The organism is Microbaculum marinum, from assembly GCF_037855135.1.
Taxonomy (GTDB): Bacteria; Pseudomonadota; Alphaproteobacteria; order Rhizobiales; family Tepidamorphaceae; genus Microbaculum; species Microbaculum marinum.
This window is the reverse complement of the sequence record NZ_JAZHOF010000001.1, coordinates 471831-492930: the sequence shown is the minus strand read 5'-3', so window position 1 is coordinate 492930 and position 21100 is coordinate 471831. Positions and strand designations below refer to the sequence as shown.

The following is a 21100-nucleotide window of genomic DNA, read 5'->3' as shown; positions in this document are numbered from 1 at the left end:
TGTCGGCGGCAGGTCGCCGGCCTGAAATACCCATCGCTCCGGAATGATGCGCGATCCCGATGTCTGGCAGCGCGGGAATCGATGGCCTCCCCGAGAGGATTCGAACCTCTGACCCCAGGATTAGGAATCCTGTGCTCTATCCTGCTGAGCTACGGGGAGTTTCCACGGATACAAACCTACAATCCCCTGCCCGATTTTGGAAGTAGGAACGAAAAACTCCCGTCGCGGCAAGAGGATGCGCGATTCGGGTCAACATTGCCTGGGCGTGGTCGATCGCCCGCATACCGGCCGATGCAGCGTCTTTATCATCGGGATCCGTCGTCAGGCGAGCGAGGCGAGCAGCCGGCGCAGGGTCTGGGTGCGCGGCTCGTCGAGAATGCGGGTGATCCGCTCCTCGAGGTCGACCGAAATGGCCGAAAGCTTGTCGTGAAGCGCCAGGCCCTCGTCGGTCGGGACGATATTGATCCGGCGGCGGTCTTCCTCGTCGGGAGCCCGGAAGACGTGGCCGGCCGCCACCATCCGGTCGACGATCTTGGTCATCGTCGAACGCTCCACGAAGGCTGCCTCCGCCAGTTCGCTCATCGGCATCGGTCCCCGCTGGTGCAGGGCTTCCAGGGCCCGGAACTGTTCGAGAGGAACGCCTCGCGGCTTCAGCTCCCGCTCGAGTTCGTGTTCGAGACGCCTGTTGGCGCGAGCCAGCATCCACACGAGCTTCTCATCGAACTTCGTCACAGATCTCGCTCCAGACATGCGTCGCCTCCGGGAATAGTTTCTTCTGACACAGTTGAGAATCAAATCATTCGATTAAGTAATATGCGATTGCGGCGGGTTCAACAAAGACAAAGCGGACGCGGTGTCGCGGGCCGACGGCGGGATAATTCTGGATTTTCTAGGCGATCAGACGCGGCCGGAAGGTGTGGCCGTCGGAGACGGCGAGCGTCAGGCGGTAGCCCCCTGCGCCATGGGCGGGAAATCCGAGCAGCCGCAGCGCCGAATTCCGATCGAAACCGTTGCGCACCAGACGGGCAATGGAGGCGCGGTCCGGCCTCTCGGCGACACGCCCCAGCGCCCGGGCCAGACGGACCCCGTCGTAGATGCCGATCGTCAAGGAGGTGACCGGCGGCTGGGCCGGGCCGAACGCCGACTTGTACCGGTCGATCATCGAATCGCGCTCCGGCGAAGGCACACCCCAGAAATAGGGTTGGCAGGCGTACAGGTTCTGGGCAGCCCCGGCGTCGAGCGCCCACAGCAGCGTCTCGTCGCAGGCCAGGCAGAACCGGGCGATCCTGCGTGCCAGTCCCACCTCGCCGAAGGCGCGGTGGAAACGCACGCTTTCCTCCCCCAACAGCACGACGATGACGCCGTCGGCCCGGCACGCCCTGATCTCTCGAAACAGCCGGTCGTAGGTCTGGGTGCCGAACGGCAGGAAGGAGGTGCCGACCAGCTGCGCGCCCGAAGCGTGGATGCTCGCCACCGCGGCCGCGTGCGCCGCACGGGGCCACAGATAGTCGTTACCGACGAAGAACCAGCGACGCACCTTGCGCTTCTCGTGCAGCCAGTTCACGCCGGGACCGAGCACTTCCCAGCCCGAGACCCCGATCGGGATCGCCCCGGGGCCGCACCAGCCGCCTTCGTATTCCGGCGTATAGATGTAGGCCACCTGGCCACCGAGGGCGCGGGATACGGCGTTGCGCTGGTGGCTGGGCTGCATGCCGACCACCAGATCGACGTTTTCGACGTCCCGCAGGTAGAGCGCGGCTTCAGTGGCCGATTCCAGGGTGTAGCCGCAATCGGCAGGAACGAGTTCGACCGGCGTGTCGTCCTCGACCCGGCCCGCCACCGGCTCGCAGGCCCCCAGCGCCGCGCACGCCTGCCCGCCGATACGCCAGATTGCGCATGGTCCGGAGTAGGGCTGCAGCAATCCGATACGCATCTGCCACCAGGTCCGTTGCCGTCCGACACGACTTCGCCCGAAGTCTGCCGCACCGCATCAATTATTTGTTGCATCGCACTATGTTTCAAGGTGATAATTCATAGTTCAACTATCCACTTTGAAATCAATCGGCGGCGAAGCAGGGTGTGGAGGCCGCAGCCCGAGTGGAAGTTCGACGCCGGGCTGGCGATGGTCGGTGCCGCACCGCTTCGCAAGAGGCGGAGGTCAAGCAATGCACAAGATTGAGATTCCACAGGAAATCCGCGACCGCTCGCGGGCGCTTCGCGGCGACCGTGATGTCCTGTTCGACCGGATCGATCCGTCCCGGACGGCTCATGTGGTGGTCGACCTTCAGAATGGATTCATGCGCGAAGGCGCGCCGGTCGAGGTTCCGGTCGCCCGCGAAATTGTGGACAACGTCAATCGCATCAGCGCCGCGCTGCGGGAGGCGGGTGGCCGGGTCGTCTATCTGCGCTTCACTTACGATGCGAACGAGCCCCTCGGCTGGCCGGCCTGGTACGAGGATACCCTGTCGGGCGAGCATTCGGGCGTCCTGAAGGAAGCCTTCACGCCGGGATCGCACGACCACGACCTGTGGCCGGGGCTGGACGTCCTCGACGGCGACCTGGTGGTCGACAAGACAAGGTTCAGCGGCTTCGTGCACGGCACCTGCCCCCTGCACGACATTCTTCAGGAGGCCGGCATCGACACGCTGATCATCACCGGAACCCTGACCAACTGCTGCTGCGAGTCGACGGCCCGCGACGCGAACCAGCTCAATTACAAGGTCATCTTCGTCACCGACGGCAACGCCACCCATACCGACTGGGAGCACAACGCGACGCTCAGCAACATGGCAGCGATCTTCTCCGACCTGCAGTCGACCGACCGCGTCTGGGAGACGATCGAACGATCCACCGCTCAACTCATCGCTGCCGAATAGCCGGCAGTTTCGAGCGATTGGCGGTCCTGGGGACCGACGGCGCGGTCACCGTATTGCCGTTCGGCTCCAGGCCGGCCCCAGCGCCGACGCAGCCCGGCTGACCAGCTGCCTGCCGGCAGTTCGCAGGGCGCCGCCGGTCTGCGCAGCTATCCGCACCGCCAGTCCCGCCTCGGCTCGAAGCACCGCCGCGGCCGCGTAGACGCCGGGCAACTCGAGGGCGCCGGGAGCAATGCCGCAGCGGTCGGCGGCCGGTCCGAGAACCAGAACGGTGCCGAACGCCGAGGGCGCGCCCGGCAGCGCCTTCACTCTCCCGGCATCGTCCGCTTTCGCTTCCTGCCGGTCGACGAACAGGGTGCGGCCATCGAACCGCCTTACGCGTGTCTCCGCAAACCACGCCCCGGCTGGTTCGGATCCTGACAGAGAGGCGGCGTGACAGATCCCCTCGAAGCCGATGAAGCTGGCGCCGTCCTCGATCTCGATGTCGGTCCGCAGTTCCAGCCGGCAGCCCGACGCCAGGACGTGGGGTTCCGCGGCAACGACGAGAGCTGCCTCCTCCCGAAGCCGGAACCGCCACTGTGACCGGGCCGCGCCGCGGTCGCCGCGATGCACCATCGTTGCGCCGGCGCTTTCCAGCCGCGCGGCGGCGCCGGATCGAATTTCGAGGCGCTGCTCGACGTCGTCACCGGACAGGAGGCCGGCGCCGGCGGCCTGCGGCAGGATGAGGATCGGCTCGCCGGGCCACTCCGGCGCGAACCCGCGGCCCATCGACCACGGGAACGCGACGCGCCTGCGCAGCAGACGGCTGCGTCCGTCGGCGCCGACGTCCACAGCGAGATCGAGCGCGCACGGCGGAGACAGTGGCCGCAGGGTCTGTGTGTCGACGACGCGGTTCACCGACGGTCGCGCCGGCTCAGCGCAGGAAATGGCTGCGGGCGAGCGGCACTTTCGTGACGGGCGGACAGTCCATCGAGACACCGTCGGCCGTGACCGCGAAGCTCTGCGGATCGACTGCGATCTTCGGGGTGGCGGCATTGCGGATCATGTCGGCCTTGGACAGCGCCCGGACCGAGCGGATCGGCAGGATCTCCTTCTGCACGCCGAGCCGCGCCTGTACGCCGTTGTCGATTGCCAGCCGGCTGGCGAAGGTGAACCCGACCTTGTGCTTGGCGGTGCCCAACGCCCCCCACATCGGCCGCTGGACCAGCGGCTCGGCGCCGATGAAGCTGCCGTTGCCGTCGCCCATCTTCGACCAGACAATCTCGCCGGCCTTGATCACCATCTCAGGCTTCGCCGCGAAATGGTCGCGCCGCCAGACGACGAGGTCGGCGAGCTTGCCCGCCTCGATCGAGCCGACATGGCTGTCGATGCCCGCACCGATCGCCGGATTGATCGTCAGCTTGGCGAGATAGCGCAGGATGCGCTCGTTGTCGGCGCCCTTGGTCTTCTCTTCCGCGAGGCGGCCCACGCGATCCTTCATCACGGAGGCGAGCTGGAAGGCCTTGGTGGCGTTCTCCGCCAGCCGTCCCATGCCCTGCGTATCGGTCGCGAAGATCGAGATCGCGCCCATGTCGTGCAGCATGTCCTCGGCCGCCATGGTCTGCGGCCGGATCCGGCACTCGGCGAAGGCCACGTCCTCCGGCAGTTCGAAGCTCATCATGTGGGCGAGCATCGTCATCGGCACGCCTTCCTCGAGCGCCGCCGGCGTGAACGGATTGGTCGGGTTGGTCGACGACGGGATCACGTTCGACCAGCCGTTCACCGCCAGAATGTCCGGCGCGTGGCCCCCGCCTGCTCCTTCCGTGTGGTACATGTGGATGGTGCGTCCGGCGACGGCGTCCATCGTGTCTTCGCAATAGCCGAACTCGTTGATCGTGTCGGTGTGGATGTGCACCGAGAAATCCGCGGCATCGGCAGCCCGCAGGCAGCCGTCGATGACCGCCGGCGAGGCGCCGAGGTCCTCGTGGATCTTCACGCCGAGCGCCCCGCCCGCCACGCTTTCGGTGACCGCGCCGGGATCCGAGCAGCCGCGCCCCAGGAAGCCGAAGTTGATCGGATACTCGTCGGCGGCCTGGATCAGCCGGCCGAGCGTGTGCGGTCCCGCGCAGCTCGTGTCGAAATGCGGGCCCGGCGACATGCCGATCATCGTCGTACAGCCGCCGGCCAACGCATGCCAGACCTGCTGCGGCGACAGGAAATGCGCGTGCGCCTCGATGACGCCGGGGGTGACGATCATCTGGTCGCCGTGGATCATCGTGGTGTTCGGCCCTGCGACGAGGCCGGGCGTGACGCCGTCCATGATGTCGGGATTGCCGGCCTTGCCGACGGCGACGATGCGGCCCCGCCGCACGCCGATGTCGCCCTTCACGACGCCGAGGACCGGATCGAGGATCAGCGCGTTCTGGACGATCATGTCCAGCGCACCGGAGGCGTCGGTTCCGCCGACGGAGAAGCCCTCGCCGTCGCGCATCGTCTTGCCCGCGCCGGTGGTCAGTTCCTCGCCGGGCAGCGCGTGGTCGTGCTCGACCTCCGCCAGCAGCGAGGTATCGCCGAGGCGGAAGACGTCGCCGGTGGTCGGGCCGTAGAGGGCGGCGTACTGGCGCCGCGACATCTTCATGGCGTCTCCTCCAGATGACCGGAGGCCGCCGCCCGGGCGAATGCCGCCTCCCGCACCGCCGGGTCGTCGGCCTGGCCCTCGGTCAGCATCGAGAACCCGCTGATCCTCCGCGCCCCGCCATAGGGAACGAGCGTCACCGTCCTGGCGATGCCGGGATCGAAGCGCTCGCCGCCGCCGGCCGGCCGGTCGAGCCGCATGCCGAAGGCCGCCCGGCGGTCGAAGCGAAGCGCCCGGTTCACCTCGAAGAAATGCGCGTGCGAACGAACCTGGATGGTCCGGTCGCCAGTATTGAGAACCTCGACCTCGACCCGTTCGCGGCCTGCGTTGATCTCGATCTCCCCGTCCATCGGGATGACCTCGCCCGGCGCCGGTCCGTCGTCGGCGCCCGGCGCGATCGGATCGAAGATCGTGACCAGCTTGGTGCCTTCCGCCATCGACACCTCGACCGACAGGGTGCGCAGCATCTGCGGAACGCCGGCCTCCACCTCCCCGGCGGTCAGGATAGTCGCCGCCATCGCCACCAGCTCGGGATGCTGCATCCCCTTGCGCGCGGCGAGCAGGATCTCGTCGGCGATCAGCGCGGTTGCCTCCGGCAGGCTCAGGCGGACGCCCTCTCCTCGGTAGCGGCGCGCCAGTTCCGCCGCGGTGAAGATCGTCAGGCGTTCCAGTTCCGTCGGCGTCAGGTTCATGGGACTGCCTTCAGTTGGCAAACAGCCGGCTCTCGGCCGGCCGCAACATGGCGATTTCGGAAATCGGCGCGAACGCGGACGGCCGTTCCGCGGCATCGGGCGGCGCGAGCGCGTCGGCGAGCGCCGGACGCAGGTCCGAATAGGCCCGCTGCGCGTCGATGGCCGAGATCATCCCGAGCCGTATGGCGGCGGACGCCAGTCCCTGCGCGGTGGCGTGCGCCGAGACGGTGAGCGCCAGCTCGATCGAGAGGCCCATCGAGGCGAAAACGGCGCCTTGCGCAACGGACCCGTGGCCGCGCATCCGGCCCGCAGCGGTCGCCGCCCGGATATCCTGTGCAGCCCTGTCGTCCATCCGCGCCGCCCCGGTCAGGAATGCCGACCCCGCCCGGATCGACCGGGCGCGGTGGCTCTCCGCCCAGAACAGCGTGTCGACCTCGCCGTCCCATGCCTCCAGCTCGCCTCCCCGGCAGTGCCAGGCGCGCGCGACGACCCGCCGGTCGAAGCGGTGCCAGCGCTGCAGCATCTCGACCGCCAGCCAGCTTCCGAAACTTCCCCGGCTCAACATCCCGTCCGCCAGCGCGGCTTCCGCGCCCCAGGAGAACGCGAACGCCCCGCTCGGGAACGAGCTGTCGGCAATCTGCATCGCCAGGAGCAGGGATCGGGTCATGACGGCCTCGACTGGCCCCGGCGAAAAGACCTCACGGCGTCATCCAGTCGGTGGACGCCTCGAAGGCACCGGCGGCCTTGTAAATCGCCGGCTCGTTGAAGTGAGTGGCAACCAGCTGCAATCCGACCGGCAGCCCCTCCGACGTCATCCCGCAGGGAATCGAGATGGCCGGGTGGCCGGTGTAGTCGTAGGGCATGGTATTGCCGAGCATGCACCAGGCCCGCTCGATCACCTGCTGGCGTGACCAGTCGGCCTCGGGCAGCTTGACCGCCGGCATCGCGGTTGTCGGCATCAGCAGCAGGTCGTAGGTCTCGAACACGTCGGCGTAGCGCTTGACGAACCACGGCCGCATGTTCTGGCCGCGGGCGTAGATGCGGCCGCCCCACTTGTTCATGACGTAGGTGCCGAGCGTCGACAGCGCCTTCACCGTATCGGGAAACTCGTCTGCCCTGAGGCCGTTGTCCTGGTTCTTGTGCAGGAGGCTCGGCGGATAGAATCCCGCAAGTCCAGAGCCGAGGCCGGCGCCGAAGGTGAGTTGCCGCACCATGCCTTCCGCGATCATCGGCAGGAAGATGACGGCGATCTCGTCGTGCATCGGCACAGAGACCTCCTCCACCACGGCGCCGAGCTCGGCGAACTTCGCGGCTGCCGTCCGCACCTTCTCGTCTACCTCCGGATCGCTCTCCGGCCGGCCGAAGCCCTCCTTCAGGATCCCGATCCTCATCCCCTCGACGCCCTTGTCGACGAAGGTCGTGTAGGGATGGGTCACGACGTTGCGCTGGCGGATGTCCCAGCCGTCCTCGCCGGCCAGCGTCTCCAGCATCAGCGCGTTGTCGGCGACGTTCGCGGTCATTGGCCCGGTATGGTCGATGGAGACCTCCATCGACATGATGCCGGTATAGGGCACGAGGCCGTGGGTCGGCTTCAGGCCGACGATGCCGCAGAAGGACGCCGGCATCCGGATCGACCCGCCCTGGTCGCCGCCGACCGCCATGTCGACCTCGCCCGCCGCGACCAGCGCCGCCGACCCGCTCGACGATCCGCCGGCCGAATAGCCCGGCTTGCGCGCGTTTTCGACGGGGGCGATGTCGGACGTGTAGCTCGATCCGGACAGGCAGAAATATTCGCAGTGCGCCTTGCCGAGGATCGTCGCGCCGGCATCCAGCAGCCGGGTCACGACGGTGGCGTCGACCTCAGGGACGTATTGCTGCAGGACCGACGCCCCGTTCATGCACGGAACGCCGGCCAGCAGCACGTTGTCCTTCAGCGCCACCGTCTTGCCCGCCAGCGGGCCCTCGGGCGCACCCTTGATCTCGGACTTGTAGTACCAGGCGTTGAGCGGGTTCTCGTTGCCCTCGGGCCGGTAGCCGATCGTGCGCGGATATTTCACCTCCGGCAGGTAGTCGGGCATGCTGAGCACCTGCCCGGCATTGACCACCAGCGGCGTGATGATCTCGGAGATGAACGCGGCGTCCTCGTCGGAATAGTGAGCGCCGAGCGCGGTGCCGATGTCGATGATCTCGCCGATCGTCGGTTTCGTTGCCTGAACCATCGTCGCGCTCCCTAGAAGGTCGTCCAGTCGCCGGACTGCTCGAACGCGTTCGCGGCCTGGTACAGCGTCCCCTCCTCCCACATCCGGCCGACGAGCTGCATGCCGATCGGCAGATCGTCGGACAGCCCGCAGGGCACGGAAATCGCCGGGTGGTGGCTGATGTTGAAGGGCGAGGTGTTGGACAGCATCTCGAAGGCCCGCATGCAGTACTCCTCGCGCGGAGCGTCAGGCTCGGGCAGCTTGGTCGCCTTCAGCGGCAGCGTCGGCATCAGCAGCATGTCGTACGATTCCAGCGCCGCGTCGTAGGCCGCCCGCAGCTTGCCGGTCAGGTTCACGGCCTTGCCGTAGTAGCGCTTGCCGTACATCTTGTCGGCGTAGGCGCCGAACAGCATCGTCAGCTTGAGCGTCTCCGACAGTTCGTCGGCCCGGCGGCGCCAGCCCCGGTGGTAGTCCATGAGCGAGGTGACGTAGAGGTCCTGGCGGCTGGTGCCGTAGCCGTCGCCGAGCATCATCGTCTGGGTCAGCCCCTCGAGGCCGATCGGTGCCCAGATCGCCGGACCCGTCAGGTGCATCGGGATCGAGACCTCCTCGACGGTGGCGCCGAGATCCTCGAACCGCCTGGCCGCCGCCATCACCTTTTCGTCGACGTCGGGCTCCGAGACGGGATGGCCGAAGCCCTCCTTCAGGACGCCGATCCTGAGGCCGGCCACCCCCTTGTCGAGATACTCCGTGTATGTCGCCGTCTTGCAGTTCGTCTGGCGCGAGTCGTAGCCGTCCGGGCCGGCCAGCGTCTCCATGAACAGAGCGTTGTCGGCGACCGTGCGGGTGATCGGGCCGGTGTGGTCGAAGTAGATCTCGATCGGCATCACGCCGGTATAGGGAACGAGGCCCCAGGTTCCCTTCATGCCGACCGTGCCGGAATAGGCGGAGGGAATGCGGATCGAACCGCCCTGGTCCCCGCCGATCGCCATGTCGACCTCGCCGGTGGCCACCACGGCCGCCGAACCGGACGACGAGCCGCCGGCGCTGTAGCCCATCTTGCGGGGATTGTGGACGGGGCCGAGCGCGCTGGTATGGCTGCCGCCCGACAGGCAGAAACACTCGCAGTGGACCTTTCCGGTGATGGTGGCGCCGGCATCCAGCAGGCGCGTCACGACGGTCGCATCGACGTCGGGCACGTAGCCCTCGAGCGTCGACGAGCCGTTCATCATCGGCACGCCGGCGAGCATGACGTTGTCCTTCAGGGCGACCGTCTTGCCCGCCAGCGGACCCGTGCCGGATCCCTTGACGGTGGACTTCACGTACCAGGCGTTGAGCGGGTTTTCCTGCGGTCCGGGCCGGTAGCCGGGCGTGCGCGGATAGGTGACCTCGGGCAGCGCGTCCGGCATCTTGTCGACGATGTTGTAGGCGCCGACATAGTCGCCCATCATCCCCCGGAACGAAGTGACGTCCTCGGGGCTGAGCGTGAAACCCAGTTCCTCGGCGATCGATTTCACCTGGGCTTCGGTGGGCATTTGCACGGCCATGGCCTGTCTCCCTGGTTCGTTACGCTTGGTATCGTTCGGACTGTTCGGGCAGCCTCAGGCGGCAAAGCCCATGTACTCGCTCACCGCCCGGCTGTCGGAGAGCCGCTCGCGCGGGATCTCGCTGTCGAGGATCCCGTTCGAGATGGCGTAGACGCGCTCGGCGAGGCCGGTGATGAAGTCGAGGTTCTGTTCGACCAGCACGATCGTGATCTCGCTCTGCTCGGCGAGCAGCTGGAGCGTCTCGGCGATCTCGTCGATGATCGACGGCTGGATGCCCTCGGTCGGCTCGTCGAGCAGCATCAGCTTGGGCTGCCGGCACAGGCAGCGGGCGAGCGCGAGCAGTTGCTGCTCGCCGCCGGACAGGGCGCCGCCGCGCCGGTCCATCAGCCGCTCGAGGCGAGGAAACATGCGCAGGGCATCGGCGACGCGGGCGGCGATGTCTCCCTTCGCGGCGGCCACGCCGACCATCAGGTTCTCCTCGACCGTCAGGTTGGGAAAGATCTCGCGGCCCTGAGGAACGAGGCCGATACCGAGCGCCGCGCGCTGGTGGACCGGCAGCCCCCTGATCGACCTTCCCTCGAACCTGATGTCGCCGCCGGTGACGCTGACGAAGCCCATGATCGAGCGCAGCAGCGTCGTCTTGCCCATGCCGTTGTGGCCGAGGATGCCGACCACCTCTCCGGCGGCGGCGTGAAAGGTGACCCTGTGCAAGGCCGGCACGACGCCGTAGGCGGCCTTCAGGTCCGAGACTTCAAGCAGCATCGGCGCTCTTTCCAAGGTAGATTTCCTGCACCGCCGGGTTCGACATGATCTCGGCCACCGGCGCCTCGATGAAGATCGCGCCGCGATGGAACACCGTGACCTGACGGGCGATCTGGCGGATGAACTGCATGTCGTGCTCGACCACGATCACCGAGGCGCTCCTGGCGATCTCGGTGACGAGACCGGCAAGCCTGTCGCGTTCCTCGCCGGTCATGCCCGCCGCCGGCTCGTCGAGCAGCACCAGCGTCGGCTCGCCCGCAAGCACCATGGCCAGTTCGACGAGCTGCCGCTGGCCGTGCGACAGCAGCCCGACCTCCCGCCTGGCGAGCCCCGCCACGCCGCAGCGTTCGAGCATCTCCATCGCCTTCTCGCCGGCGATCTGCTTGAGATGCTTTCGGCGGGCCGAGATGCGGACGTTCTCGTAGGCGGTCAGCCCGTTGAACAGGTTCGGCACCTGCGTCTTGATGCCGATGCCGAGGTTCACGATGTCGTGGGTGTTCATCCCCTCGATGCGGGCGCCCTTGAACTCGATCGTGCCCTGCGTCGGTGTGAGCTGGCCGGTGAGGCACTTGAAGAAGGTGCTCTTGCCGGCGCCGTTCGGCCCGAGCAGACAGCGAAGTTCGCCGTCGTCGACGGCAAAGTCGACGTTGTCGACGGCGGTGACGCCGCCGAACCGCATGGTCAGCCCCTCGGTCCGGATGATCTTGAAGTCGTCCATGAGGCTACTCGGCCGCGGGCTTGGGATCGGCCAGGCGACGGCCGCCGGGGTCGCCTTGCCGGCTTTTCCAGATCGTCCACGCATCGAGCGCCCAGATCCGGATCGACGGCACCAGGCCGCGCGGCAGGACGAGCACCAGCGGGATGAGAATCAGACCCAGCAGCACGTAGTTGTTCATGATGTTGAGCTCGCCCAGCTTCAGCGACACCCACTGCAGCGCGATCACCGCGAGGATCGGCCCGACCAGGGTGCCGACGCCGCCGGCCATCACCCAGACGAGCGCCTTTGCCGACATTTCGAGACTGAAGGCGTTGGGGTCGATGAAGGTCTGGTAGGTGGCCCACATCGCCCCGGAAATTCCCGCGATTCCGGAACCGAGCGCGAACACCACCACCTTGTGGCGCCGCACGTCGTAGCCGAGCAGACTCGTGCGCGTCTCGTTCTCGCGGATCGAAACCGATATCCGGCCGAAATCCGATGCGATGACCAGCCTGAGGCCGACATAGACGACGATCAGCACCGCCATGAAGACCTCGAACATCTGCTCGGGATCGAGCCAGGCGTCGGGCTGGCCGGGAATGTTGAGGATCGGGATCGAGGGGATGCCGTTGAACCCGCCGAGCCGAGCGTCGCCGATGGCGTATTCCGGGCCGGCGGTGTGATTGATCAGCTTCCAGAAGATCAGCGTCACCACCAGGGTGACGACACCCAGATAGACGTCGGAGAGGCGGCCGTAGAACATGAAGTAGCCGAGCGCCGCGCCGAACAGCGCCGGCAGGATGAACGCCAGCGCGAACGGCAGGGTGGTCTCGCCCATGTTTATCGACGCAACCGCGAAGGTGTAGCCGCCGAGTCCGAAGAAGCAGGACTGGCCGAACGACAGGATGCCGCCGAAGCCCCAGATGTAGGCCAGCGACAGGGCATAGACCGACAGCACCACGTACTGGGTGATCTGCATGATCTGGAAGAGATCGTAGACCAACGGCGCCCCGAACATGACCACCAGCCCGATCAGGATCATTACGTGAAAGCCGACGTCCTTGATGAGTGGGCGTTCCATGTGCGGTCTCTGGTCCCTGCCTAGATGCTGCGGGTGAAGATGCGGCCGGTGATGCCCTGCGGCAGGATGCGCAGCAGGATCAGGGCGACGAGGAGAAGGGCTGCGTCGCCGTAGACGGGGCCGGCGGCGAAGGTGATCGCCTGGCTGATGCTGCCGAGCGTCGTGGCCGCCGACAATGTCCCTGCCACCACCGAGGCGCCGCCGGTGATCACGGTGATGAACGCCTGGCCGATCAGGTTGACGCCCATCGATGGGACGACGCCGGTGACCGGCGCGATGAGGCCGCCGGCCAGCCCGGTGATCGCCGCGCCGATGCCGAAGGTCGCCATGTAGACGAGCGTCGCGTTGACGCCGAGCGCCTGCGCCATGTTCGGGTTCTGCATCACCGAACGGGCGATCAGCCCGGCATTGGTGAACTTCAGCACGCTCCAGATCGACACCAGCAGGAGCACCGCGAAGAGGATCAGGACGAGGTTGTAGATGGCTATCTGGTACTGACCGATCGTCAGGCCCCCGAGCGGCGTCGACACGCCCTCGACGGTGTTGCCGAACAGCATGGTGACACCGCCGGCCATCAGCAGCGACAGGCCCCATGTCGCCAGCAGCGAGTCGAGTAGCCGGCCGTACAGGAAGCGGATGATGACCCGTTCCACCACGATCCCGAAGATGCCGACCACCAGCGGCGCGAACACCAGGATCGCCAGCCACAGGTTGAAGCCGGCCTTGGTCGCCATGATCACCGTGTAGCCGCCGAGCATGAGAAACTCGCCGTGGGCGATGTTGATGACGCGCATCATCCCGAAGATGATGGCCAGACCCGCCGAGAGCAGGACGAGCCAGGCGATGGCGCGCGCGATCTCGACGACGACGACAAGTGCAAAATCCATCAGCGGCGGTTCCCGGTGCCGGTCGTAAGGGTTGGCCGCCGGTCGTCACGCGGACCGGCGGCCGCCATCACAGCGAGATCTCGTGGTGGACGTTGGCGTCCGGCGTCTCTTCGAGGTTGCAGACCCCCTGCGTGTCGGCGGGCTGGACCTGCTCGAACTTCTCCTTGATCTCGAAGACGCGGTCCTGCAGGTCGGCGATGTAGACGTCGCGGATGGCGTGATGAGTCTTCGGGTCGATGGAGACCTTGCCGGCCGGCATGTCGTAGGTCTTGCCGCTCTCGATCACCTCGAGCACCGGCTCGCGGTCGAGCGTCCCGGCCTCGTTGACCGCGTCGGCCCAGATCATCATGCCTTCCCAGGTGCACTCGGAAAGCTCGCTGAGGATCGGGGTGTCTTCGGGATAGCGGTCCTTGACGAGCGCCAGCCAGTCCTTGTTGGCGGTGCTGTCGATGGTCGGGTAGTAGCCGTAGCAGGTGACGATGCCGTTGGCCTCCTCCGGCGTCATGATGATCGGCTCGGCCCCGGCCGCCCCGAACGTCGTCGAGGCCATCGGGATCTTGTCCTTCATGCCGGCCGCCGCCCACTGGCGGTAGAAGCCGAGATGCCCGGTGCCGACCAGCACGCTCATCAGGATGTCGGGCGCGGCGGCCTGGATCTTCGAGATCGTCGAGCCGAACTGGGTGACGTCGAGCGGGAAGAACTCGGTCTCGACCACTTCGCCGCCGTTCTCCTCGACGAAGCGCTTCACCCAGGCCGCGGTGATCTGGCCGTAGTTGTAGTCGGCCGCGACCGTGTAGACCTTCTTGCCCCAGAGGTTCATCACGTAGGGCACGAGCTTCTCGACGGTCTGCGCCGGGGTCGTGCCGAGGCTGACCTCGTTGCGGTCGCAGACGCCGCCCTCGTAGAGCGTGTTGTAGAAGTAAAGGGTCTTGAAGCGATGGAAGATCGGCCGGATCGTCTCCCGCGACGCGGACGTTATCCCGCCCTGCACGACGGCGACCTTGTCCTTCAGCGCCATCTGCGTCGCGTACTGCGAGTACATCGACATGTTCGACTGCGGGTCGTAGACGACCGCCTTGACCTCGCGGCCCAGCACGCCTCCGGACGCGTTTATCTCCTCGACCGCGAGCTGCATGATCTGGTTCATGGGAATGCCGGCGAAGTCGATAGGGCCCGACAGGTCGTGCAGCCCTCCGACAAGGATCGCGTCGTCGGCCGCATGGGCGGCGAAAGGCAGCGGAAGCGCCGACGCCGCGCCTGCTGCGGCGGCTGTGCGGAGGAAATCACGACGAGACAGTTTGGGCATCAGCCAACCTCATTAGTTGCTTTTTCAACTATATGAGTTTGAATAGTAGGGAATTCCCAAGTCAAGGCGATCATTGTAGCTGCACAAGGAACGGGCTGAGTCTGGTCAAACGTATGTTTTATATGGATTATTTCAGATGCATGTTCACAGCATGGGCGCTTCTCGATCCGCCTTGCACAAGAACTGGGCAGTCCCGTCGCGGGGCCGGCTCCAGACGATGAAACGTCATGCCGTGGGCCACGGGGGTGGCACCGGCGCGGCATGCCGGCGCGGCCAGCCTCTGTCCGCCCGCGGCGCAACGAGGAAAGGACGATCATGATCACCATCACAGCCGTCATTCGCGCGGTGGAAGGTTCGGAGGATGCGCTGGAAGAGGCGCTGCGGGATGTCGCCGCCTACGTCCGCGACCATGAGCCGGACACGGTCGGCTTCTTCGTCAGCCGGTCGCTGGGCGAGCCGACGATATTCACGACCTACGAGCGGTTCGTGGATGAAGCGGCCAAGGACCGCCACAACGCCTCCCCGGCCACGGCACGCTTCTTCGAGGCGGCAAAGACACTCGTCGCGCCGCCGGTCGACCTGTTCACCTCGGTCGAAGTGGCGAGCCGGGACGACGCCTGACGGCTGCTCAGGCGATCAGCGGCGCCAGCGTCGCTGCCGTCCGCTCGAACACCCAGTAGGCGGCGAGGGTGCCGATCACGTAGGCGGCGGCCCGGCGGGCCGGGACGAGCTGTGAGGCCCGTTCGAACGGCAGTCGGCTTGCGGCCATGTAGAGCCCGATCACGACCGCGCAGAACATCAGCTGGCCGATCTCGATGCCGAGGTTGAACGAGAACAGCGCCAGCGGGATCTCTCCGGCGGGCAAGCCGATCTCGGCCAGCGCACCGGCGAAGCCGAAGCCGTGCAGCAGGCCGAAGGCGAAGGCGATCGCCCAGGGAAACCGGCGCAGGGCTGTGGGGCGCTCCGATGGACCGCGCACGGCTTCCACCGCGACGATCAGGATGCTCAGCGCGATCAGCGCTTCGACCGGCCCCGAGGGGACGTTGACGAACCCGAGGACCGCCAGCGACAGCGTGACGCTGTGGCCGGCGGTAAACGCCGTCACCGTCCACAGAAGCTGACGTCCGCTCGCCACCAGCAGCATCAGTCCGAGGACGAAGAGCAGGTGATCGGGGCCCGACAGGATATGTTCTACTCCGAGGGTCGCGTAGCTGCGCAGCACGGTTCCAGGCCCGCCGCTGTCGGGTACGACGAAGGTCGGCCGGTCCGCGGTCAGAACGGTGCTCACCACCTGTTCGTCGGCAAGCGTCAGTCGCAGGATCACGTCGGCCTTGCTCGACGCGATGCCGTCGACGCCGACGGTGCTGCCGGGCAGCGGGGCCGAACAGACGACCCGCCAGCGCTGGACGATGGCCGTGCCGGCGGCTTCCTGTAGGACGCCGCCGTCCGGCTGGCAATGCGCCGGCAGCGACGGTCGGAGGTCGCTGCCGGGAACCTTGTTGGCGGGCGTCTTCCACCGCACGTCAACCTGGCCCGCCCCGCCTTCGACGATTTCCAGCAGCGACGGCGCAAGCGGATGCGCCGCCAGCTCGCCCGCCGCCGAGAGGAGCAGCAGCGCCAGGACGCCAAGAACCGGTACGAGTCCCAATCGAAAGCCCCTAGCCATCGCTCCGGACCCCCGTTGCCGACACCCGGTCGGGGGACGGCCACTCGACCTCTATGCGATACTGGGACCGCATCTGTTCCACCGTTTCGCGCACCCGCCATTCGCGACGATCGGCTATGACGGTCGCCAGCACCCTGTCGCGGATCTCGGCCAAAGGCGGCAGGCTGGCCGGCTCGACGTCATCGATGCGAATCAGGTGCCAGCCGTACCCGGACCTGACCGGTCCGGACCACGTTCCCGGCTTCAGGTCGTCCGTCGCCTCGGCAAAGGAGGGGCCGAAATGGATCTCGAGTTCGGTCGACGTCCGCCATGGCAGATGGTGACCGAGCAGAAACGGATCGCCGGCCTCGACCGCCTGGTCCGGACCGAGGCGTCCGTCACGCAGCGATCGAAGAACCTTGTCTGCCCGTCGCCGCGCCGCCGCGCCGTGCGTATCCTCGCTGAAGTAGACGTGCGTGATCCTGACGCGGCGCGGCCGGACGAACTTTTCCGGATTGTCGCGCAGATAGGCTTCGAGTTCCGCATCGTCGGGCGGCGTCTCGCCGGTCATCGGCGTGTTTGCCGCAGCAAGCCGCATCATCATGGACAGCTGCCGTCGCACGACGAGGTCGCTGCGGTCGAGCCCGAGGTCCAGCGCGATCCGGTAGAGCGCCTCCGGATCCTGGTCGGGATCGTCGGACACGAAGCGCGCCAGCTGCACCAGACGCTGCCGGACCGCCTCGTTGTCGCGGTCGAGCCCGGCATCGAGCGCTCCGCGATAGAGGACTTCCTCCTCGATCGCCGTCTCCACGGCAGCGGACAGCTGCTCGGGCGTCGGAGGGAACCTGTTCTGGACGAAGAAGTCCCGGCGCATCTGGTCGATGTCGCTCGCCGAGATCGACAGCGGGATCCCGGCAGCATCGGCATGGCCTGCCGCCGTCCGGTTCTGCCAGACCGTGTCGGCCAGGAACAGCAGGCCGCCGAGCAGGACGAAGTGCAGCACCGGCGCGCGTATCAGCGCGGGCAGCATCCGCCGAGACCGCGCCGGCGTTTCAGCCCCCGGGGGCATACCAGACCGGCGAGGTCCAGGCGCGCTCCTGAATGGCAGGCTCGAAGAACGGATCGTTCTGCTCTGTCAGGCAACAGACGTCGAAGGGCACCTCGCCCCATCCGATCTCGCCGGCCCGCGCCGCCGCATTGTTGGCGCGCGTCGCCTGGCGCTGGCACACCTTCGGCCGGGCAAAGGGATTCACCCCCGCGGACTGGCAGCTCAGTGTGCTCCACCGGCAGACCGGCGTCTCCAGAACCCGCACGTAGTAGAACGCCGGCCGGTCGGACCTGAAATCCTCGTCGGTCCAGACCGTGCAGAGCTCGTTGGCGCCGCGGGTCGGCAGCGACACGGTGGGCTGGCCGATGCTGGCCGCCTGCGCGTCGCACACCTTCTGGATGTACTTCCTCGAATACTTTCGTTCGCGCCCCGCCACGTCGTAGACGCGTTCACGGGTCTTGCCGCTCTCCGTCACCCATCCCTTGACGATCTGGACGCGCTCCAGCCTGGCGCTGTTGGTGTCGCGCAGCGCGGCCACCATGAACCGCGGCTTGTCCCCCTGGTCCGGAGGCACCGACAGGTCGCCCCCCATCGGGACGCCGCCGTCATAGCCGAGCTGGATCCGGTCGGATTGCCCGCACATGCCGGACTCGTAGTCCCAGCCCGCGAAGAACCGAACCACCGGCCGGGTCCCGCTGGTGCCGTAGGTTTCCTTCCGGCGCAGCGCTTCGAAGATCGAGTCGCGGGAATTCTCCTCGGCCCATGCCACCGCCAGGCCGCCGGGTCCGAGCCGCACGTTGGAGAGCATCGGGATCACCGGGGCGTCGGTACTTCCCGCATGTCCCTGGAAGTCCTGCTCCACCGTATCGCCCGGATCGCCGTTGTGGCTGTCGGTCGAGGCGATCAGGCCGTACTTGAAGGGATTGGTGCCGCCGAGACCTTCGGCCAGCGCCATGCCGTCCTTGAGCGCGTTGCGCACCATGTTGCGCGGCGGAAAGTTGTAGATGTCGGGCGGATCGGCCTGCGGCGCGAGAATGTCGTTGATCATCTGCTCGAAGGTGCACAGCGGGTCCTTGGTCTGGACCCCGTGCTGGGCCTCCCGGTCGTACCGGCACTCGGACGCCGCCTTGTGCTGGTAGATCTCGGTCAGCGGCTCGAAGAACGCCCGCTCGGCCGCCTCCTCCTCGTCCGCCGGATCCGGGAACATCATCCCGCCGGACAGGTTGGCATTGTGCGGAATGGTGAGCACATCGCAGTCGGACCCCGGTTTGTCGACGCAGCGGTTCCGCAGCTTCTTCCAGAGAACCGGCGGATACGGCCCCCGCGTGGTCACGTTGCTCACCGGCAGGAACGGAACGTCCGCGTTCCGGAAGATGACGTTGCGGTGCAGATTGCTGCCGAGCGGCTGGGCCGTGTACTCGTAGCCCACGAAGGTGGTGAACTTGCAGTCGGAACTGCGATCGTAGTGCGTTTCGGCGGCCTCCTGGATCGACTGCCAGATGGAGACGTCCGCCGCCTTGCAGTTGGCGCCGTTGCAAAGCGGGCGCAGCGGACCGGCGCCGTTGGGGCGGGCGATCGGATTGGCCGCCCAGAGGGCGGCAACGCCGGTGGGATTGAACGAGTTCGGGTTCCCCGGCCGCACTTCGCCGGTGCGCATCTGACGGCACTGCAGGCTGTCGCGCCCTGTCGTCCCCTTTGGCGACCGGGTGCAGATCTCCATCGGACCGAGCAGTTCGGAATGGTCGGTGACGGCGGCAAAGTCGATCGGCCGGCGCAACTGGGCGGTCCGCGTCTGCGGTCCGCCGCCCCTGGCGGACGCGGCCGGCAGCTTGATCTCGCCGCCCTTGGCGAACTCGTATGCCGCATTCGGATCGTTGCGCACCGACAGGGTGTAGGCGTCGAAGGAATAGCTCGTATGGAGGTGCAGTTCTCCGAAGAAGGGCTGTTTCAGCGAGTCGTAGGAATCGCATGATTCGCGCGTTTCGGTCTGCTTGAACGGCGGGTTTGAACCCGCCTGCGCGGTCCCGGACACCGTCAGCAGGGGAATCGCGCCCGCGCAAATCGCCAGCGTGGCTGCAATGTAAGAATACTTCATGCGCCTTCCTTCCGTACCCTAGGTAAGCACAAAGCCGATACCGGGTGTCAAGGGCGCTACAGGCCGCGCAGCACAAGGCTGATGGCGATGCCCGCCAGCAGGGCAAGCATGATGCGCCGCAGCAGGCGGTCCGATATCCGGTCGCGAATGCGCTGCCCGATCACCTGTCCGACGGCTGACGGCGCGATGCACAGCGCGCCCGTCAGGAGTTCGGCGCGGCCGTACAGGCCGAAGGCCGCCAGTCCGCCCGACAGCGTAACGGTGACGATGATGAACATGACGCAGGTGAGGAAGGCGAACACCCTTCGGTCAAGGTCGTAGGAGGTGAACATCAGCAGTGAGGGAAACGCCACGAAGGACGCCGTTCCGGCGGCCAGTCCGGACAGGAAGCCGGTTGCCGACATGACCACGCGCCCCGGCGGCGGCGGCAGGTGGCCGCGCCGGTCGATCAGCCGCGTGACGACGAAGGCCAGGATCAGTGCTCCGATCACCATCAGCAGCGCCTCCTGATCCACGGACGTCAGCGCCTGCAGGCCGATCACCATGCCGATCAGGAGCGTCAGGTAGAACGGCCAGTACGGCAGCGCCTCGCGCCAGACCGCGAAATTCTGGAACAGCTGCAGGATGTTGGAAACGAAGACCGGCACGACCGAAATGGCGATGGCCGTCGGCACAGGCAGCATCAGGCTCGACAGAGGGATGGTGAACAGCGGCTGACCGAAGGCGGCCGCCCCCTTCACGAACCCGCCGAGCAGATAGATCGCGGCCAGGGCCGCCAGTATGCGCGGCTCGAGCACGGCTGTATCGGACATGGAAGACCGCTTTTGATGGTTGGCGGAAGCCGGCGGAGGGGAGATGGAGCCGGGATTTGATGGCAGACTGCCCCGCCCAACGGGTCTTTGCAAATGCGTGTGGCGCAACCCCGTCCTGCGAGCGGAGACATCTTTGCGAATGCCGGACGGAATGGCGCTAGACTGGAGCGATGGCGTACGAATCGCTGCTCATCGACGCGGAAGGCTACATCAAGGCGCACGGGCCGATCACCGTCGCCGCGGTGATCTTCCTGGAATCCTTCGGCGCGCCGCTGCCGGGCGAAAGCCTGCTCGTCGTCTCCGGCGCGCTCGCCGCGCGCGGCGAGATTTCGATGATCGGTCTGGCCGTCTGGGCATGGGTCGGAGCCGTCGCCGGCGACAGCGTCGGGTACTGGATCGGGCGAAGGTTCGGCCGCTCCCTGATCCTGCGCTACGGGGGCCGCATCGGCATGACTCCGGCGCGGTTCGAGAAGGTCGAATCGGTGTTCGCCCGCTTCGGACCGGTCGCCGTCGTTTTTGCTCGGTTCTTCGACATCCTGCGCCAGCTCAACGGCCTGGTCGCCGGAACGGCCGGCATGGCCTGGCCGCGATTCCTGGTCCTCAACGCTATCGGCGGCTTCCTCTGGGTTGGGACCTGGGGGTTCGGCGCCTACTACCTTGCCGACCATACCGCCGGCGTCCGCAACCTCGTCCGTCATCTCGGTCACTGGCAGGGGACCGTCCTGGCGATCGTGCTCCTCGTGGCGGTCGCCCTGCTGGCCGGGCTGGCCTGGAAGTCGCGCTCGTCGCGGCGCCGGACCACGGTCTAGGGCGTGCCGCCCTCGTCCGGCCGGAATATCCCGT

20 protein-coding genes and 1 tRNA gene are annotated in these 21100 nt (G+C 66.9%); 3 read left to right on the top strand and 18 right to left on the bottom strand.

The features are described 5' to 3' along the window. Positions 1 to 82: 82 nt before the first annotated feature. From V3328_RS02305 to V3328_RS02295, 3 genes are all read right to left on the bottom strand, one after another. Positions 83 to 159, bottom strand: a tRNA-Arg gene (locus V3328_RS02305). Between the two features lie 162 nt (positions 160 to 321). Continuing rightward, positions 322 to 732: a MarR family winged helix-turn-helix transcriptional regulator gene (locus V3328_RS02300; protein ID WP_340328025.1), complete on the bottom strand. Its 411-nt coding sequence runs from the start codon at positions 730 to 732 to the stop codon at positions 322 to 324. 157 nt (positions 733 to 889) lie between these two features. Then, positions 890 to 1933, bottom strand: coding sequence for an ABC transporter substrate-binding protein (locus tag V3328_RS02295; protein ID WP_340328023.1), 1044 nt, complete (start codon positions 1931 to 1933; stop codon positions 890 to 892). Between the two features lie 232 nt (positions 1934 to 2165). Between V3328_RS02295 and V3328_RS02290 the strand changes: the two genes are divergently transcribed. Beyond that, the gene (locus tag V3328_RS02290) at positions 2166 to 2876 is read left to right on the top strand and encodes a cysteine hydrolase family protein (RefSeq protein ID WP_340328022.1); all 711 of its coding nucleotides are present in this window, start codon (positions 2166 to 2168) and stop codon (positions 2874 to 2876) included. 45 nt (positions 2877 to 2921) lie between these two features. On the opposite strand, the gene V3328_RS02285 is transcribed toward V3328_RS02290, so the two are convergent. The 11 genes from V3328_RS02285 to V3328_RS02235 form a co-directional block, all read right to left on the bottom strand. Next, positions 2922 to 3770: an urease accessory protein UreD gene (locus tag V3328_RS02285; protein ID WP_340328021.1), complete on the bottom strand. Its 849-nt coding sequence runs from the start codon at positions 3768 to 3770 to the stop codon at positions 2922 to 2924. A 16-nt stretch (positions 3771 to 3786) separates the two neighbouring features. After that, entirely contained in the window at positions 3787 to 5490 is a 1704-nt protein-coding gene (gene ureC / locus V3328_RS02280; protein ID WP_340328020.1) for an urease subunit alpha, read from the bottom strand. Then, complete coding sequence (gene ureB, locus V3328_RS02275) at positions 5487 to 6179, bottom strand: urease subunit beta (protein ID WP_340328019.1); 693 nt, start codon at positions 6177 to 6179, stop codon at positions 5487 to 5489. The genes ureC and ureB overlap by 4 nt, the downstream gene beginning before the upstream one ends. Before the next feature lie 10 nt (positions 6180 to 6189). Next, a complete protein-coding gene (locus tag V3328_RS02270; RefSeq protein ID WP_340328018.1) occupies positions 6190 to 6846 on the bottom strand; it encodes an urease accessory protein UreF in 657 nt (218 codons plus the stop codon). 31 nt (positions 6847 to 6877) lie between these two features. After that, complete coding sequence (locus tag V3328_RS02265; protein WP_340328017.1) at positions 6878 to 8398, bottom strand: amidase; 1521 nt, start codon at positions 8396 to 8398, stop codon at positions 6878 to 6880. An 11-nt stretch (positions 8399 to 8409) separates the two neighbouring features. Then, positions 8410 to 9924, bottom strand: a complete 1515-nt coding sequence (locus tag V3328_RS02260; protein ID WP_340328016.1) for an amidase — start codon at positions 9922 to 9924, stop codon at positions 8410 to 8412. Positions 9925 to 9978: 54 nt separating this feature from the next. Beyond that, complete coding sequence (locus V3328_RS02255) at positions 9979 to 10686, bottom strand: ABC transporter ATP-binding protein (RefSeq protein ID WP_340328015.1); 708 nt, start codon at positions 10684 to 10686, stop codon at positions 9979 to 9981. After that, the gene (locus V3328_RS02250; RefSeq protein ID WP_340328014.1) at positions 10676 to 11404 is read right to left on the bottom strand and encodes an ABC transporter ATP-binding protein; all 729 of its coding nucleotides are present in this window, start codon (positions 11402 to 11404) and stop codon (positions 10676 to 10678) included. Before V3328_RS02250 ends, V3328_RS02255 begins: the two co-directional genes overlap by 11 nt. A gap of 4 nt (positions 11405 to 11408) precedes the next feature. Beyond that, the gene (locus V3328_RS02245) at positions 11409 to 12464 is read right to left on the bottom strand and encodes an ABC transporter permease subunit (RefSeq protein WP_340328013.1); all 1056 of its coding nucleotides are present in this window, start codon (positions 12462 to 12464) and stop codon (positions 11409 to 11411) included. Positions 12465 to 12484: 20 nt separating this feature from the next. Further along, complete coding sequence (locus V3328_RS02240) at positions 12485 to 13351, bottom strand: ABC transporter permease subunit (protein ID WP_340328012.1); 867 nt, start codon at positions 13349 to 13351, stop codon at positions 12485 to 12487. A gap of 67 nt (positions 13352 to 13418) precedes the next feature. Continuing rightward, a complete protein-coding gene (locus V3328_RS02235) occupies positions 13419 to 14657 on the bottom strand; it encodes an urea ABC transporter substrate-binding protein (protein WP_340328011.1) in 1239 nt (412 codons plus the stop codon). Positions 14658 to 14972: 315 nt separating this feature from the next. Here V3328_RS02235 and V3328_RS02230 point away from each other — a divergent pair, with 315 nt between their 5' ends. Then, a complete protein-coding gene (locus V3328_RS02230; protein WP_340328010.1) occupies positions 14973 to 15278 on the top strand; it encodes a putative quinol monooxygenase in 306 nt (101 codons plus the stop codon). A gap of 7 nt (positions 15279 to 15285) precedes the next feature. Here V3328_RS02230 and V3328_RS02225 read toward each other — a convergent pair whose 3' ends face one another. The 4 genes from V3328_RS02225 to V3328_RS02210 are packed head-to-tail and all read right to left on the bottom strand — an operon-like array spanning position 15286 to position 20257. Beyond that, positions 15286 to 16305, bottom strand: a complete 1020-nt coding sequence (locus V3328_RS02225; protein WP_340328009.1) for a HupE/UreJ family protein — start codon at positions 16303 to 16305, stop codon at positions 15286 to 15288. Between the two features lie 10 nt (positions 16306 to 16315). Further along, the gene (locus V3328_RS02220) at positions 16316 to 17332 is read right to left on the bottom strand and encodes a peptidyl-prolyl cis-trans isomerase (RefSeq protein WP_340328008.1); all 1017 of its coding nucleotides are present in this window, start codon (positions 17330 to 17332) and stop codon (positions 16316 to 16318) included. Between the two features lie 22 nt (positions 17333 to 17354). Beyond that, positions 17355 to 19445 (bottom strand): DUF3604 domain-containing protein, encoded by a 2091-nt coding sequence (locus tag V3328_RS02215; RefSeq protein WP_340328007.1) that lies wholly within the window; start codon positions 19443 to 19445, stop codon positions 17355 to 17357. Positions 19446 to 19501: 56 nt separating this feature from the next. Continuing rightward, positions 19502 to 20257 (bottom strand): sulfite exporter TauE/SafE family protein, encoded by a 756-nt coding sequence (locus tag V3328_RS02210; protein ID WP_340328006.1) that lies wholly within the window; start codon positions 20255 to 20257, stop codon positions 19502 to 19504. Positions 20258 to 20427: 170 nt separating this feature from the next. On the opposite strand from V3328_RS02210, the gene V3328_RS02205 reads away from it, so the two are divergent. After that, complete coding sequence (locus V3328_RS02205) at positions 20428 to 21066, top strand: DedA family protein (protein ID WP_340328005.1); 639 nt, start codon at positions 20428 to 20430, stop codon at positions 21064 to 21066. Positions 21067 to 21100: the final 34 nt, after the last annotated feature.

What these genes read in the sequence shown, in the direction of transcription:
- V3328_RS02260 (WP_340328016.1), bottom strand. Translation starts at nt 9,924, where the DNA reads ATGGCCGTGCAAATGCCCACCGAAGCCCAGGTGAAATCGATCGCCGAG.
- V3328_RS02290 (WP_340328022.1), top strand. Translation starts at nt 2,166, where the DNA reads ATGCACAAGATTGAGATTCCACAGGAAATCCGCGACCGCTCGCGGGCG.
- V3328_RS02240 (WP_340328012.1), bottom strand. Translation starts at nt 13,351, where the DNA reads ATGGATTTTGCACTTGTCGTCGTCGTCGAGATCGCGCGCGCCATCGCC.
- V3328_RS02295 (WP_340328023.1), bottom strand. Translation starts at nt 1,933, where the DNA reads ATGCGTATCGGATTGCTGCAGCCCTACTCCGGACCATGCGCAATCTGG.
- ureB (WP_340328019.1), bottom strand. Translation starts at nt 6,179, where the DNA reads ATGAACCTGACGCCGACGGAACTGGAACGCCTGACGATCTTCACCGCG.
- V3328_RS02250 (WP_340328014.1), bottom strand. Translation starts at nt 11,404, where the DNA reads ATGGACGACTTCAAGATCATCCGGACCGAGGGGCTGACCATGCGGTTC.
- V3328_RS02265 (WP_340328017.1), bottom strand. Translation starts at nt 8,398, where the DNA reads ATGGTTCAGGCAACGAAACCGACGATCGGCGAGATCATCGACATCGGC.
- V3328_RS02235 (WP_340328011.1), bottom strand. Translation starts at nt 14,657, where the DNA reads ATGCCCAAACTGTCTCGTCGTGATTTCCTCCGCACAGCCGCCGCAGCA.
- V3328_RS02210 (WP_340328006.1), bottom strand. Translation starts at nt 20,257, where the DNA reads ATGTCCGATACAGCCGTGCTCGAGCCGCGCATACTGGCGGCCCTGGCC.
- V3328_RS02245 (WP_340328013.1), bottom strand. Translation starts at nt 12,464, where the DNA reads ATGGAACGCCCACTCATCAAGGACGTCGGCTTTCACGTAATGATCCTG.
- V3328_RS02230 (WP_340328010.1), top strand. Translation starts at nt 14,973, where the DNA reads ATGATCACCATCACAGCCGTCATTCGCGCGGTGGAAGGTTCGGAGGAT.
- V3328_RS02255 (WP_340328015.1), bottom strand. Translation starts at nt 10,686, where the DNA reads ATGCTGCTTGAAGTCTCGGACCTGAAGGCCGCCTACGGCGTCGTGCCG.
- ureC (WP_340328020.1), bottom strand. Translation starts at nt 5,490, where the DNA reads ATGAAGATGTCGCGGCGCCAGTACGCCGCCCTCTACGGCCCGACCACC.
- V3328_RS02215 (WP_340328007.1), bottom strand. Translation starts at nt 19,445, where the DNA reads ATGAAGTATTCTTACATTGCAGCCACGCTGGCGATTTGCGCGGGCGCG.
- V3328_RS02220 (WP_340328008.1), bottom strand. Translation starts at nt 17,332, where the DNA reads ATGCTGCCCGCGCTGATACGCGCGCCGGTGCTGCACTTCGTCCTGCTC.
- V3328_RS02205 (WP_340328005.1), top strand. Translation starts at nt 20,428, where the DNA reads ATGGCGTACGAATCGCTGCTCATCGACGCGGAAGGCTACATCAAGGCG.
- V3328_RS02270 (WP_340328018.1), bottom strand. Translation starts at nt 6,846, where the DNA reads ATGACCCGATCCCTGCTCCTGGCGATGCAGATTGCCGACAGCTCGTTC.